General features: G+C 40.1%; 15 protein-coding genes. 8 read left to right on the top strand and 7 right to left on the bottom strand.

Annotated elements, in window-relative coordinates; translation table 11 throughout:
* Positions 1-33: 33 nt before the first annotated feature.
* Both zwf and AC4PHI_RS12100 read right to left on the bottom strand, forming a co-directional pair.
* Positions 34-1545, bottom strand: coding sequence for a glucose-6-phosphate dehydrogenase (gene zwf, locus AC4PHI_RS12105; RefSeq protein ID WP_492200082.1), 1512 nt, complete (start codon positions 1543-1545; stop codon positions 34-36).
* 136 nt (positions 1546-1681) lie between these two features.
* A complete protein-coding gene (locus tag AC4PHI_RS12100) occupies positions 1682-2335 on the bottom strand; it encodes a metal-dependent transcriptional regulator (protein ID WP_492200081.1) in 654 nt (217 codons plus the stop codon).
* Positions 2336-2465: 130 nt separating this feature from the next.
* On the opposite strand from AC4PHI_RS12100, the gene AC4PHI_RS12095 reads away from it, so the two are divergent.
* The 8 genes from AC4PHI_RS12095 (at position 2466) to nagA (ending at position 10465) form a co-directional block, all read left to right on the top strand.
* Positions 2466-3203, top strand: a complete 738-nt coding sequence (locus AC4PHI_RS12095; protein ID WP_492200080.1) for an acyl-[acyl-carrier-protein] thioesterase — start codon at positions 2466-2468, stop codon at positions 3201-3203.
* A gap of 148 nt (positions 3204-3351) precedes the next feature.
* On the top strand, positions 3352-4545 hold the full coding sequence (locus AC4PHI_RS12090) for a betaine/proline/choline family ABC transporter ATP-binding protein (RefSeq protein ID WP_492200079.1): 1194 nt from the start codon (positions 3352-3354) through the stop codon (positions 4543-4545).
* A gap of 1 nt (position 4546) precedes the next feature.
* Positions 4547-5179: an ABC transporter permease gene (locus AC4PHI_RS12085; protein WP_492200078.1), complete on the top strand. Its 633-nt coding sequence runs from the start codon at positions 4547-4549 to the stop codon at positions 5177-5179.
* A gap of 37 nt (positions 5180-5216) precedes the next feature.
* Positions 5217-6125 carry an osmoprotectant ABC transporter substrate-binding protein gene (locus AC4PHI_RS12080; protein WP_492201599.1) on the top strand — a complete coding sequence of 303 codons (909 nt, stop codon included), beginning with the start codon at positions 5217-5219 and terminating at the stop codon, positions 6123-6125.
* Complete coding sequence (locus AC4PHI_RS12075; RefSeq protein ID WP_492200077.1) at positions 6122-6787, top strand: ABC transporter permease; 666 nt, start codon at positions 6122-6124, stop codon at positions 6785-6787. The genes AC4PHI_RS12080 and AC4PHI_RS12075 overlap by 4 nt, the downstream gene beginning before the upstream one ends.
* A gap of 173 nt (positions 6788-6960) precedes the next feature.
* Positions 6961-8178, top strand: a complete 1218-nt coding sequence (locus AC4PHI_RS12070; RefSeq protein WP_492200076.1) for a pyridoxal phosphate-dependent aminotransferase — start codon at positions 6961-6963, stop codon at positions 8176-8178.
* 206 nt (positions 8179-8384) lie between these two features.
* Entirely contained in the window at positions 8385-9233 is an 849-nt protein-coding gene (locus tag AC4PHI_RS12065; protein WP_492200075.1) for a hypothetical protein, read from the top strand.
* A gap of 83 nt (positions 9234-9316) precedes the next feature.
* Positions 9317-10465 carry an N-acetylglucosamine-6-phosphate deacetylase gene (nagA, locus tag AC4PHI_RS12060; protein ID WP_492200074.1) on the top strand — a complete coding sequence of 383 codons (1149 nt, stop codon included), beginning with the start codon at positions 9317-9319 and terminating at the stop codon, positions 10463-10465.
* Between the two features lie 38 nt (positions 10466-10503).
* Here nagA and AC4PHI_RS12055 read toward each other — a convergent pair whose 3' ends face one another.
* From AC4PHI_RS12055 to AC4PHI_RS12035, 5 genes are all read right to left on the bottom strand, one after another.
* A complete protein-coding gene (locus AC4PHI_RS12055) occupies positions 10504-10716 on the bottom strand; it encodes a hypothetical protein (RefSeq protein ID WP_492200073.1) in 213 nt (70 codons plus the stop codon).
* Positions 10717-10788: 72 nt separating this feature from the next.
* The gene (locus AC4PHI_RS12050) at positions 10789-11211 is read right to left on the bottom strand and encodes a helix-turn-helix domain-containing protein (RefSeq protein ID WP_492200072.1); all 423 of its coding nucleotides are present in this window, start codon (positions 11209-11211) and stop codon (positions 10789-10791) included.
* Positions 11212-11524: 313 nt separating this feature from the next.
* Positions 11525-11884, bottom strand: coding sequence for a cupin domain-containing protein (locus AC4PHI_RS12045; RefSeq protein ID WP_492200071.1), 360 nt, complete (start codon positions 11882-11884; stop codon positions 11525-11527).
* Positions 11885-11895: 11 nt separating this feature from the next.
* On the bottom strand, positions 11896-13464 hold the full coding sequence (gene lsrK, locus AC4PHI_RS12040) for an autoinducer-2 kinase (RefSeq protein WP_492200070.1): 1569 nt from the start codon (positions 13462-13464) through the stop codon (positions 11896-11898).
* A 2-nt stretch (positions 13465-13466) separates the two neighbouring features.
* Entirely contained in the window at positions 13467-14399 is a 933-nt protein-coding gene (locus AC4PHI_RS12035; protein WP_492200069.1) for a sugar-binding transcriptional regulator, read from the bottom strand.
* Positions 14400-14420 lie beyond the last annotated feature (21 nt).

The raw sequence follows: 14420 nt of genomic DNA, 5'->3' as shown, positions 1-14420 counted from the left end.
AAAGCTCGTCACGAATTTTCGTGACAAGCTTTTTTATTTGAGTAAATCTCTTTCCCGGTACCATTCATCTGGTTTCCAGACCCAATCGTAGTTGTCGCGCTTGATTAAATCAAATGCTTCTTCTGGCCCCATGGTCCCGGCTTTATAAGTAGGGATATCCGTTTCCTCTTTATCCCATGCTTGCCGGATCACATCAACGATATGCCATGATTGAGAAACTTCATCCCAGTGGGTAAAGTTGGTAGCATCACCTTTTAGCGCATCCAGCATTAATTTTTCGTAGGCTTCCGGACTGTTTTCAATGATTTCTGCTGTGTTGCGGTAATCTAGTTTGACCGGATCCAAATGGAAGCCCGGTCCCACTTCTTTTCCGTTCAAAGTTAAGGAAAAACCTTCTGTGGGCTGAATATAAATGGTTAAAATATTTTGCGGCAATGTTTTGCACACATCTTCAGGATTAAAAATATTGACAGGGGAAGGCTTGAACACGACATTGATCCGTGCAGCTTTAGTTGTCAGCTGTTTCCCCGTGCGGATATAGAAAGGGACTCCTTTCCAGCGGAAGTTATCAATGACCAGTTTTCCTGCCACAAATGTTTCAGTGTTTGAATCAGGTGCGACATTTTTTTCTTCCCGGTAAGAGATAATATCCTTGCCGTTAAAAGTATTTGCAACGTATTGTCCGCGGACAAAGTTTTCCAGAGCTTCTTTTTCAGAATAAATCCGGATAGCTTTCAAGGCTTTGATTTTTTCTTCCCGAATAGTCTTTTCAGAAAAAGTATTAGGGACTTCCATTGCCAGCAGGGCGACGACTTGCAGGATATGATTTTGAATCATGTCTTTCAAAGCACCACTCTTATCGTAATAGCCGCCCCGATCTTCAACTCCTAAATCTTCTGCAAGGGTCACTTGGATATTGTCAATGTAGTGATTGTTCCATAGAGACTCAAAAATATAATTACCAAAACGGACGGCGGAAATATTTTGAATCATTTCTTTGCCCAAATAATGATCGATCCTGAAAATTTGTTCTTCGTTAAAGACAGCACGAATCTGTTCGTTAAGCTGCTGGGCTGATTCAAAACTTGAGCCAAAAGGTTTCTCGATAATCAACCGGCTGTAGCCGCTAGTATTGATTATTTCTTCTGATTTCAGGTGGTCGACGATTGTGCCAAAAAAGTTTGGCGCCATGGCTAGATAGAAAAGCCGGTTCCCTTCAAGTTGATATTTTTCATCCAAGGTGTCTGCCAGTTCTTTTAGATTGTGGTAGTGACCGCTGTCCATCACATTATGTGCCTGATAATAAAAATGCGAGGAAAATGCCGCAGCTTCTTCCTCAGTCGGGTCTAAAGCATTGATCGACTTGATGATGACTTCACGATAATAGTCGTCAGTCCATTCCCGTCGTGCTGTTCCGATAACAGCGAATTTATTTTTTAAAAATCCTTTGCGGTATAGCCGAAATAGAGAAGGGTATAATTTGCGTTGTGCCAAATCACCCGTACCGCCAAAAATTGTAAACAGTGCTATTTGTTCTTTGTTCATGGGAAGAATCCCCTCCAGTTAGTCATACTTGTGTGAACATTTTTCTTCTCTTCATATTCTACTGTTTTCCAATAGTCAAAGCAAGAACAAGGTTTCTAGGTAGATATCAACTAAAAAATCCTCTATGAAAGAGAATTTAGTCGATGATTTCGATAAATATATTATGAGCCGCTTTCCGACTCACGATAAATGTTTTGTCTGCTTCATTTTTTAAAAGAATGGGTCCGTCGTAAGCGCCGATTTCTTCCACCGACACGATATCTTCAACGGTCAAACCGATATTGGCTAAATAATCCAGCAACTCGATTTCATCGATGACCCGTTTGATTTGGATTGTCTGCCCTGCTTGACATTCAATCAATGGTGTTTGACTTGGCTCCACCACAAACTCCTCTGTTCTTGGGATAATCCCACCGTGAGGGCAAGCCGTTGGAAAGTTTAAAAATTCTTCCAAGCGATTGGTCAGCTCATCAGAGGTGGTATGTTCCAGCTGTTCTGCTTCAGCATGGACTTCATTCCATGAGTAATTAAGATGTTCTACCAGAAAAACTTCCCACAAGCGATGTTTCCGGATAAGGGAGCTGGCATATTTCATGCCGCTGTCAGTTAACTGGACACCTTGATAGGGGGTGTGGGTTACAACCTTGTCTTTTTCCAGCTTTGCCACCATTTCGCTGACAGAAGCCGCAGAGACATTTAAACCGGAGACGATAGCTTTGTTGCTGATTCTTTTCTGGTATCCCCCAAGTTCATAGATTAGTTTTAAATAGTCTTCTTTATTCGGAGTCACTCAAATCACCTTTCTTTCATTTTCATTTTAACATAGAAAAGTATAGAAAGTATAATTTGAAAAATGAAAAGTTTCTGCAAAATATTTTTTTATAGGTATAATAGAGATAAAAAGGAAACAGGTGAACTTTATGAAATTTAGTGAAAAACATAGGATTCAATTTTATGAATGTGATGCCACAGGGAAATTGACACTGCCTATGTTGTTGAATATCGTCATTAAAACATCCGAGGCCCAAAGCGAGGCACTGGGTAGAGGGACAGGATACGTCAATAGTTTGGGTTTGACGTGGGTAATCACGCAACATGACATAAACATCACGCGACTGCCGAAAACTGACGAACTGGTAACTGTCACCACTGAAGCAAGAGAACACAACAAGTATTTCTGCTACCGTAATTTTTGGCTTCATGACAGTGACGGGAATGAACTGATAGAAATCGAGTCCACATTTGTACTGATGAACATCGAGACTAGAAAAATGGTCAGTGTACCGGAAGAATTGATTGCACCTTATGAAAGTGAAAAAATCAAAACAATCAAGCGGGGCGAAAAAATCGGGGAGATGGCTTCTTTTGAAAAACGGGACTACCGGGTACGTTTTTCCGACATCGACACTAACGGGCATGTAAATAATTCCAGATATTTGGATTGGATGACAGATAGTTTATCCCTTGATTTTTTGATGAGCCGGGAACCGGAAAAAGTATTGATCCGCTTTATTAAAGAAATCAATTATGGAGAGACTGTCATCAGCCGGTGGGCAGGGACATTTGAGCCTTCTTTTGGCGGAACGAAGGTAACCGAGCACGTAATCATGGTGGGAGAAACAAAATGTGCAGAGGGTTCCATCACTTGGAAAAAATAATAAATATTTGTCTTAAAAGCTGAGCGTTAAATCGTTTTCAGCTTTTTTAAATTCCTGTTTTTTGAAGAGACCTCATTTGCAAAAAAAACTCTTTTATGAGAAGGTGGAATAGGGAAAGCTGAATTCTATCCAAAGGAGAGTTGAAAAAGTGATTGAATTTAAGAATGTTTCTAAGATATTTAGAGGTGGAAAAGTCGCCGTCGATGATATTACTTTGACCATTGACAAAGGAGAGTTTATTTGTTTTATCGGCACAAGCGGCAGTGGTAAAACCACCACCATGCGGATGATCAATCGAATGATCGAGCCGACCAAAGGGGAAATTTTGATCAATGGACAAAATATTCAAAAAGAGGACCCTGTCCAGCTTAGGCGAAAACTGGGTTATGTAATTCAAAGTATCGGTCTGATGCCTCATATGACTATACGGGAGAATATTGTAATGGTTCCTAAGTTGTTGAAATGGCCTGAGGAAGAAAGAAATCGGATTGCAGAAAAGATGATCGATTTGGTATCACTGCCTAGAGAAATGCTGGATCGTTACCCGGGACAGCTATCTGGCGGACAACAGCAGAGAATTGGCGTTGCCCGTGCATTGGCAGCCGATCAGGATATCATGCTGATGGACGAGCCTTTTGGTGCTCTGGACCCTATCACACGGGAATCTTTACAGGATCTGGTCAAGGAGCTTCAGGAACAAACGGGGAAAACGATCGTATTTGTTACCCACGACATGGATGAGGCTTTAAAGCTGGCCAGCCGTATTTTGATTATGAATGAGGGGAAAATGATTCAATTTGATACCCCTGATGAAATTTTACGCAATCCTGCCAATGAATTTGTTGAAAACCTTATTGGGGAAGAACGACTGATTCAAGCGAAACAGGATGATACGACCGTAGAGCAGATTATGTTGGGCACGGCAATTTCTATCACACCGGAAAAATCGTTATCAGAGGCGATTCGTTTGATGAGGGAAAAACGGGTAGACACTTTGCTCGTTGTCGATGGGACAGGTGTACTGAAAGGGTTTATTGATTTTGAAACTCTTAACAGCCGCCGGAAAGTTGCGACCAGTGTTGGCGATATTTTGCAGACCGATGTATTTTTCGTGCAAAAGGATTCGAAACTTAGAGACACTGTTAGAAGAATTTTGAAGCGGGGATTAAAATATGTGCCGGTAGTGGATAAAAATAAACGGCTGGTAGGCATCGTCACCCGGGCAAGTCTAGTTGATGTCGTTTATGATGTCGTTTGGGGGGACGAAGAACAAATTGTAGATGCGATAGAAGAAAACATTCCTGAAAGATTATCTGGAGCCGTCACTAAGGAGGCTGAGTGAGATGGAACGTTTTTTATTGGACTATGGACAAGATTTAGTGGTCAAAACAGGTGAACATTTGATGATCTCTGCAACCTCATTGATCTTAGGTGTATTAGTCGCAGTCCCTTTAGGCATCCTGCTGTCCCGGACACAAAAAATTGCCGGGGTCGTGGTCGGTCTTACTGGCTTGCTGCAGACAATTCCTTCTCTAGCATTTTTAGCGTTAATGGTTCCCTTTTTAGGTGTAGGTAAGATTCCGGCGGTGATGGCATTATTTATTTATTCGCTGCTGCCCATTTTACGAAACACTTATATCGGCATGGCAAACGTGGATGAGAATCTGGTTGATGCAGCCAAAGGGATGGGAATGACGACCATGCAATCGGTGATAAAAGTGGAAATCCCCATGGCAATGCCGACGATTATGGCGGGAGTAAAATTGTCTTCTGTTTATGTAATCGCCTGGGCGACCCTTGCTTCATATATTGGTGCCGGGGGACTGGGTGATTTTATCTTTAGCGGACTGAATAATTATCTGCCTGAATTAATCGTTGGTGGTACGATTCCTGTGACATTGATGGCATTGCTCACAGATTTTATTTTTTCGAAAGTGGAAGAAAAAGTGGCACCAATCAGCGAAGGAGGGGAGTAATTTGAAAAAAATAAAAAAATTACTCTATGCACTGACCATGATCGGTTTATCAATGGTGTTGGTCAGCTGTAATTTGCCGGGACTACCAAGCGGAAACAGTAAGAATACAATTTCTGTTGCCAGTTTATCTTCTTCAGAATCACAAATTTTAGCAAATATTGTTAAAAAGATGATTGAATACCATCACGAAGAATTACAAATTAATTTAGTGAATAATTTAGGGACGTCTACAGTTGTCCATCAGGCGATGTTAAGAGGAGATGTGAGCATTTCCGCTGTCCGTTATACAGGGACAGATTTGACCGGTGCTTTAAAATTAGAGCCTGAAAAAGAGCCTGAAAAAGCTTTGGAGATCGTCCAAAAAGAATTTAAAGAACAATTTAATCAAAAATGGTATCCTTCTTACGGCTTTGCTAACACTTATGCCTTTATGGTGACCAAAGAAACGGCTGAAAAATATCAACTGGAGAAAATCAGTGATTTAGAAGCAGTTGCCGGGGAATTAACAGCTGGCGTGGACACTTCTTGGCTGGACCGTAAAGGGGATGGCTACCGAGGATTTGTTGATGAATATGGTTTTGATTTTGGCAGAGTCTATCCGATGCAGATCGGGTTGGTTTACGATGCGGTCAATGCCGGGAAAATGGATGTAGTTCTAGGTTATTCAACAGACGGCCGGATTGCTAGTTATGAGCTGGTCACCTTGGAAGACGACCGCCATTTCTTCCCGCCCTATGATGCTTCGATTGTAGTAGGCTATGACCTGTTGGAAGAAATAGCCGGGCTGGATAAAATTTTGGAAGCATTGAGCGGAGCCATCGACACAGAAACGATGCAGCAGCTGAATTATCAAGTAGATGACCAACTGCTGGAACCGGAAACTGTTGCGGTCAATTTTTTGAGAGAGCATCAATATTTTGGTGAGAAAGGGGAATTTCTAAAATGAGTGATATGAATGTAATCCAACAATTCTTTTACTATTTCAGTCAAAACGGCAGTTATGTTTTAGCTCAATTTTGGCGTCATTTTTTGATTTCCCTCTACGGTGTTGTTTTTGCGGCAATTATCGGGATACCTTTAGGGATTTTGATTGCCCGAAAAAGAAAACTAGCCAAATGGATTATTGGTGTTGCCAACGTGATTCAAACAGTGCCGTCTCTAGCCATGTTGTCAATTTTGATGCTGGGTTTGGGACTGGGAGTGAACACGGTAATCGTGACGGTCTTCTTGTACTCCCTGCTGCCGATTATTTCCAATACATACACTGGAATGATACAGGTGGATGAAGACATATTAGATGTTGGAAAAGGAATGGGAATGACCCGTTTTGAATTACTCATGCAAGTGGAGCTGCCTTTGTCCATTTCAGTTATCATGGGGGGCATACGAAATGCGTTAGTTGTGGCCATCGGTATCACAGCCATTGGTTCCTTTGTAGGGGCTGGCGGACTGGGAGACATCATCACCCGCGGTACGAATGCAACTGACGGCACGTCTCTGATTTTGGTCGGGGCATTGCCGACTGCATTCATGGCCATGGCGGTGGATTTAGTGCTGGGCGTGGTTGAAAAACGACTGGACCCTGCCAGAAAAATCGAAAAAGGTTGATGGATAACTTAAGATATTTTTTAATCCTCACAGGGAGAAGTTGAAATTCTTGTGAGGATTTTTTATATCCAACAAATAAAATTATAAAAAATCAGATGGACAAATAACTTTTACTTTCTTTATAATGGTAGGTATATATTAATTATTTATGACTTGATTAAAGGAAGATGACAATGAAACAATTCGATAAGTCAACGAAATTAAACGGCGTCAGTTATGATGTCCGTGGACCAGTTCTCGAAGAAGCAGAAAAAATGATTGAAGCTGGTGTGAAAATTTTAAAATTGAACACCGGGAACCCGGCAGCTTTTGATTTTCACGCTCCAGATGAGATTATCCGCGATCTGATTTTAAACGCCCGCAGTTCTGAGGGTTATTCTGATGCCAAGGGGATATTTGCTGCCAGAAAAGCAATCGAACAAGAGTGTCAGCTTAAAGGATTTCATAACGTGACGATCAACGACATCTACACTGGTAATGGTGTGAGCGAGCTGATTACCATGAGTATGCAGGGACTGCTGGACAAAGGCGATGAAGTGCTGGTTCCCATGCCTGACTATCCGTTATGGACAGCTTCTGTTTCTTTGGCGGGAGGGACACCGGTTCATTATATTTGTGATGAACAGGCGGAATGGTATCCGGATATGGAAGATATTAAAAGTAAAATCACGCCAAGAACTAAAGGGATCGTCATCATCAACCCTAATAATCCTACAGGAGCACTTTACCCGCGGGAAATTTTAACATCTTTTGTGGATTTGGCCCGCGAGCATCAACTGATTTTATTTGCTGATGAAATTTATGACCGTCTGGTGATGGATGGACTGACTCATACGCCTGTGGCAAGCATTGCTCCGGATGTTTTTGTGATAACTTTTAACGGACTGTCAAAATCTCATCGAGTGGCGGGCTTCCGCTCCGGCTGGATGGTATTGAGCGGAGACAAGTCCAAGGCGGCAGGCTACATTGAAGGCTTGAATATGCTGGCTTCCATGCGTCTGTGCTCCAATGTTTTATCCCAGCAAATCATTCAGACCGCATTGGGCGGGTATCAAAGTGTGGATAAACTACTCTTGCCGGGAGGAAGGATTTATGAACAAAGGGAGTTTATTTATCAAGCTATCAATGCTATCCCGGGATTGAGTGCAGTGAAACCTAAAGCAGCATTTTATATCTTTCCCAAAATAGATGTGGATAAATTCAATATCGTGAACGATGAACAGTTCGTGCTGGATTTTCTTCACAAATATAAAATACTTTTGGTTCACGGCGGCGGTTTTAATTGGCAGAGCCCAGATCATTTCCGCATCGTTTATCTGCCCCGTGTAGAGGAATTAAAACAAACTACGGACAGTTTGGCAGAATTTCTCCAGCATTACCGGCAAAAATAACTTTTTAACACTCACTGTTTTTATTTTTGTAGAAACAGTGAGTATTTTTGTTTAAAAATTCAAATTAGTGAAAAATCATCAAAATTATTCTTTATTTTGCTTTTACAATGTGAGATAATTTGTTCATTAAATAAAAAACACCACAAAAATGAACGTTTGACAGTTAGTTGATGGCAAAAATATTTGTTATGAACTGAGGGATGGCTATGAAAAGCTTTGGAAGCTTCTTGAAGAAAATCAGATTAGAAAAATCTATGAGTAAAGAAAGGCTATCGGAAGGAATTTGTTCTTTCGAAAGGTTGACAAAGATCGAAGAGGAAAACGAAGTCCCGGATCTGTTTTTGATGAAGCAGCTCTGTGACCGTCTATTTGTGACGGTGGATGAAGTGATGTACTTGTACGAATGCCAGATGATGGATACAAAAAAATGGCTGGGGATGATGAATTATTTTTTCAAAACCATGCAATACGAAAAGTTAAAAGAAACTTGTGATGAGATCAAGAAAATAGAAGGCAAGCTGACAGGACTGGAACGTCAGCTATTCTTGTATTATCAAGGGCAAGTGCATATCCATCTGTACAAAGAATTTGAGGAAGCACTGGAATGTTTTAGACAGGCCTTGAGTCAAAGCTATCAAAAAAATTCTTCTGCCCCCACAGATATGGAACTGATCATATTGAACGGGCTGGGGTATATCTATTATGCCCTAGGGGATTTGGAAAAATCCGATTATTTTTTTGATAAAAGTCTTCATCTGTTTTTTACGAGCCGGCGTGTCAATTTTCGGCCGGAAATCATCCGGATATTTTATGTGACTGCCTTGGTAAAAATCGAAAGAGAAAAATATCGTGAAGCAGCTGATATGGTCAATGTGGGGATTTCCTGGTGCCGCAAAAAGATGAGTCTGTACTTATTACGCGAACTGCTGTATTTAAAAGGTATGATTTTAGAAGATGTGGGCAAATTGGACGATGCGATTTATTTCGTCGAATTGGCTGAAAAAATAAGCGAGATTGAAACTAACGATAAACTTCTTGACTTTAAAGTAAATTAATTTTAATGGTCTACACCATTCTTGACTTTTTTGACAGAAAACGGTAATTTGGAAGTAGCAAATAAAAGAAAGAAGGATTTTGAATGAAATCTTATGTTTACGCTGACAAGTTCTTTTTGAAAAGTGGTACAGTGACATCTGCTTATCTGGAAATTGAAGACGGTGTTTTTGGTTCTATCGTGAAAGATATCCCAGACGGAGCAGAAGTGATTGACTATACCGGCAAATGGATAGCACCCGGTTTAGTGGACACGCATATTCATGGCTACAAAAATCATGATGTGATGGACAATGATGCTGAAGGATTGAAAGTAATGTCTGAAGATTTGTTGTCTTGCGGAGTGACATCTTTTCTTCCGACAACACTGACTTCTTCTAGAGAATTGCTGACTAAAGTGGCGAAAACAATTGGTGAAACGTATCAGGAAGTAGAGGGAGCCAAAATTCAAGGCATCTACTTCGAAGGTCCTTTCTTCACAGAAAAATACAAAGGGGCTCAAAACCCGGCATATTTTTCTGACCCAAGTCTGGAAATTTTTAATGAGTGGCAAGAAGCTTCGGGAGGATTAATCAAGAAAATCGCATTGGCACCTGAACGGGAAGGTGTGTCGGAGTTTGTGCGTGAAGTGACAAATCAAGGTGTAGTGGTCGCCTTGGGACACAGTGATGCCACATTGGCAGAAGCCCAAAAAGCGGTGGAGAGCGGAGCAAGTGTGTTCGTTCACGCCTATAACGGAATGAGCGGTCTGCACCATCGTGAGCCTGGGATGGTCGGCGCGGCGATGACATTGCATGATGTTTATGCAGAAGTGATTTGTGACGGTCATCATGTCCATCCGAAAGCTGTGGATGTTTTGGTAAATAATCGCGGTCATGATCACGTGGCCTTAATCACTGACTGTATGATGGCAGGCGGCATGCCCGACGGTAATTATATGCTAGGAGAGTTTCCAGTAGTGGTTGCAGAGGGAACTGCCCGTTTGAAAGAAGGCAGTTTGGCAGGCAGCATTCTGAAATTAAAAGAAGGTCTGAAAAATGTTGTGGATTGGGGCATTGCTACGCCGGAACAAGCGGTGATGATGGCAACGTTAATCCCGGCTGTCAGCTGTGATATTGATGATAAATGCGGACAAATCGCAGCAGGGAGAGACGCTGATTTCATCGTTTTAACTCCTGACATGGAATTGGAAGCAACTTATTTAGATGGCAAGTTAAGATACACAGCAGAATAAAAAAAGACGTCAGTGCACTTGAAAGTGCGCTGGCGCCTTTATTTTTTTAGGCTTTGTTCGTAAGTTTCCCAGAATTTTCTAGTGGAATAAACGATCCATGAAGCAAATATGATGAAAGCCAAAAGGTATAAGCCGCTTAACATTATTTGATCTTCTTTAAACAAACCGATACCTTTGTCTAACAGTGTGGCAGAGATGATAAAATTTATTGGAATTGAAAACAATAATCCAAAAATTTCAGGACCATACATGATTATTCCCCCTTTCGTATGTTGGGTTGTACTGTTGATTTTTAATGAAAAGAAGAGACGCAAGTATATGTCTCAGTCAAGGTGCTTGGGCGTTGAAGGGGTTAGAGAAAATACAAAGTTTACTACCGTGATAATCAGCAGCGGAAGGAGCACTTCCATGTCTAATCGGCTAGTGGCCAGCATAGTAATCCAAACCCCTAAGAGAAAAATATTTATCATTTTTGATAGGGCAATCAATTTCATGAGTCGTTTTAAGTCGGCATTTTTTTCCTGTTTCTTAATATTTTCCACAACATCTGAACCTTTTAACAATAATTTATCCAAAGAGATGTGGTAAAATTCAGCCAAACGAATCAAACTTTCAATATCCGGCAAAGTTTTCTCGTTTTCCCAATTTGAAATGGTTTGCCTGGAGACGAAAAGACTGGCAGCAACTTCTTCTTGAGTGAGATTTATCTCTAATCTTTTTTTTTTAAGAATTTTTCCAACGTTCATCTGTTTCCCCTTAATTAAATAATATCCTTTTTATTGATAACATTGTATCAAACTCGTTAAGCATTTGATAGAATTTGCTGATTTTTTTAATGTACAAGTTCTTTGACATGTTGGTATCTCAATATCAATGGTGTTAATTGCGAGAAATGAAAAATTGTTGGGGAAATTATTCAGCAGGATAAGGTGCTTTTTAGAGAGAAAGAAACAAATGAAAACAGCTGGCAATGAGTGTTGCTGCTAAACACTCACGCCAGCTGCTTCTTTATTTCGATATTTTAAAAAGTTAACATTCCCACCGATTCATTTGTAAAAATCAGAGATCTTGAGGAACGAAGTCTGGAACTTCGATTTTATCAACTTCTTGATAAGGTGCAAGGGTTGAAATCATCGTGATAGGTTTATCAAAACTATTTTTAACGTAGTGGACTTCTTTTGGTGCAATATGTATAAACTGTCCCTTGCTTAAAGTTACCTTTTTTGTATCTACATAGATATCAATTTTTCCTTCGATAATGTAAAAATTTTCCTCCATGATTTCATGATAATGTGCCGGGAAATCTTGCCCGGGATTAAATCTGACAACGGCAAAATTTGACCGAGGACCCTTCATTAAATATTTTGGCCCGCTGTCACCGAAACGGTATTCTTTTTCTTTTTCATCAATAACAAACATAATTATCCTCCTTATTTGACTCCTGGGGCAATCCACATATGTTCTGTCAACCCGTCATCACTAAGTGTTAGTTGGGTATCGTAGATTGTTTTCCAGGTACTATACATTTGTTGGTATATTTTGTGATTCTCTAAATTTGGTTGGTACGATTTGTCCCACTGGATTAGAGGTGCAGTGTCTTCTAAGCTATCATAGATACCAACTCCAAGTCCCGCTAAGAACGCCGCACCTAAGGCTGTTGCCTCTTTGACCAGTGGTGTTTTAACAGTTACACCAAGAATATCTGCTATAATTTGACACCAGTTTGGATTATTGGATGCTCCACCAGCAAAAACTAATTCTGCAGGTTTGTGATTCGTCAGAGCGGTTACATGAGACCAGTGCCCTAGAGTTACAATTCCTGCGCTTTCCATTATTGATTTATAAAATGTAAACTTATTAAATTTTTCAGAGTCTAACTTGAAATTTGTAAACGTTGGTGCAGCATGTTTCAAGTTTAGAAAATCCATTTCGTTCGAGAACAATGCAAACATCCCATGACAGCCAGCGGGTATATCCTGAATACTTTCATCAAGGATTGAATAGACATTTTTATTTTCAGTCACTGCTCTTTCCTTCTCGCTTTGACAAAAAGCATCTCTGTACCATCTCATTGCGAGTCCGGGATTCCAGGCAAGCGACTCATATTGCCAAATATTTCTTTCAGCATGGCAATTTATTCTCAGCTTTTGAGACGGGTCTATTTTGGGTTCGGGGATATTGTATTCCAGTTGCCAAAAACTGCCACCGAACAGAGCTGCATCACCAGGGGTCGTTGCTCCTATTCCGATACACCCAAGCTGAGCATCTCCGCCACCCGCCACAACCGGAGTCCCTGGTAATAGATTAGTAAGTTCAGCCGCATATTCTGAAACGCTTCCAATTACTTGACCACTTTCAATAACCTCAGGAAAAATGGTTTCTTTTAGCCCAATCTTTTTAGCTAAATCGTGATCCCAGTCTCTTTTTTTCAGACTAAACAATCCGGTAGTAGATGCGTTGCTGGGTTCAGTAGTCAGTTTCCCTGTTAGTTTAAAGGCAATCCAATCATTCAGCATATTGATTTTGTTCATTTTTTTATAAAATTCAGGTTTATTATTCATTAGCCAGAGCAACCTTGGGACAGCACTTAATGCGAAGGATTCGCCAGTGATTTGATAAAATTCACTTTCTAGATGAGGACGTGTTTTCTTTAGTGCCTCGGCTTCTTGTTTGCTTCTGGCGTCTACGTTAGAGAAAGCCATTAACTCATTTCCAACATCGTCATAGACAACAAAACCTTCTCTCATTGAAGTGGTACTTATTGCAACTATATTGCTGGGAGAGATAGGATTGTTAGAGAACAGATTTTTTATACAACTAGAAATAATTTCCCAATTTTTTTTACAGTCGAAATCAATACTTCCTGGATAACGTTGATCGGAAGGGTGGGTCCATTCTTTTTGAGAAATAGCAATTTGACGACCTTTTAAATCAAATGCTACGGCCCTAAAACTTCCCGTTCCACCATCAAGAGCGAGAAGTAATTTATTATTATTCATTTTTATACCTCCTTAATAAGTTGTCTTGCAGTTGTATCATCAGTAATTAATGTATTAACACATCCGCCTTTTAAAGCAGATCTAATCGCACCGATTTTTTCAAGACCAGCCGCAACGGCGATTACATTGTCAAACTCTTTTAGTTTTTTTAAGCTGGTTGAAACAAGTTTATCTTCAATTTCTGATTCTATGAGATTGCCATTTTCATCGAAGAAATGCATCAAAATGTCTCCTACTGCTCCTTTCATTTTTAATTTTATGAAATCATTTTTACTGAGGATGTTTGACTTGAGAACGGTTGCCTCTTCATTCATTCCACCGATTCCAACTACACTGATATTAGCAAGGTTCGTCATTTCAAATATTTCTTTTACTGGATTTTCAAGCAAAATATTTCGAGCAGTTTCTGCAGAGCTCATTAACAATGGGGCCGGCAACAAATATAATTGAGCATTAAAAATATGAGAAGTATTATTTGGTAGATATGGGGCGACTCCTCCGGTCATGGATATGATGGACAGAGTTTTTTTAGAAATATTAGCGAGGTGATTTAGAACTTTTCCTAGTGTGTCGCCATATCCCATATTAATAAAAGCATCATCTTCGATTAGATCGTTGATATACATTGCGGCTGCTTGTGCAATAGAATCATTGATATCTTCTTGTCCGTTTGTTGGAACTATGAAAACATCTTTAAGATTGAAAGTTTTTGATAATGATTGTTCAATTTCAATTTTTTCTCTATCGATTACAGGGATTTTAAATTGAATTAAATTTTTTTTTCGAGCTTCTTCTAGCATTTTTATGACTTTTAAACGTGTTGTTCCGATTTCTTCTGCTATACTTTTTTGTGTCATTCCTTCTATGTAATACATCCAAACAACTTTAGTGAGTAAAGCTCTTCTATAAACAGATTCTGTTTTATTGTTAATCATAGGGCCCTCCTTTTCGTTACT

This window comes from Vagococcus sp. QWL-13 (genome assembly GCF_058683555.1).
The sequence above is the reverse complement of the archived record's forward strand: the minus strand, read 5'-3'. Positions and strand labels throughout refer to the sequence as shown.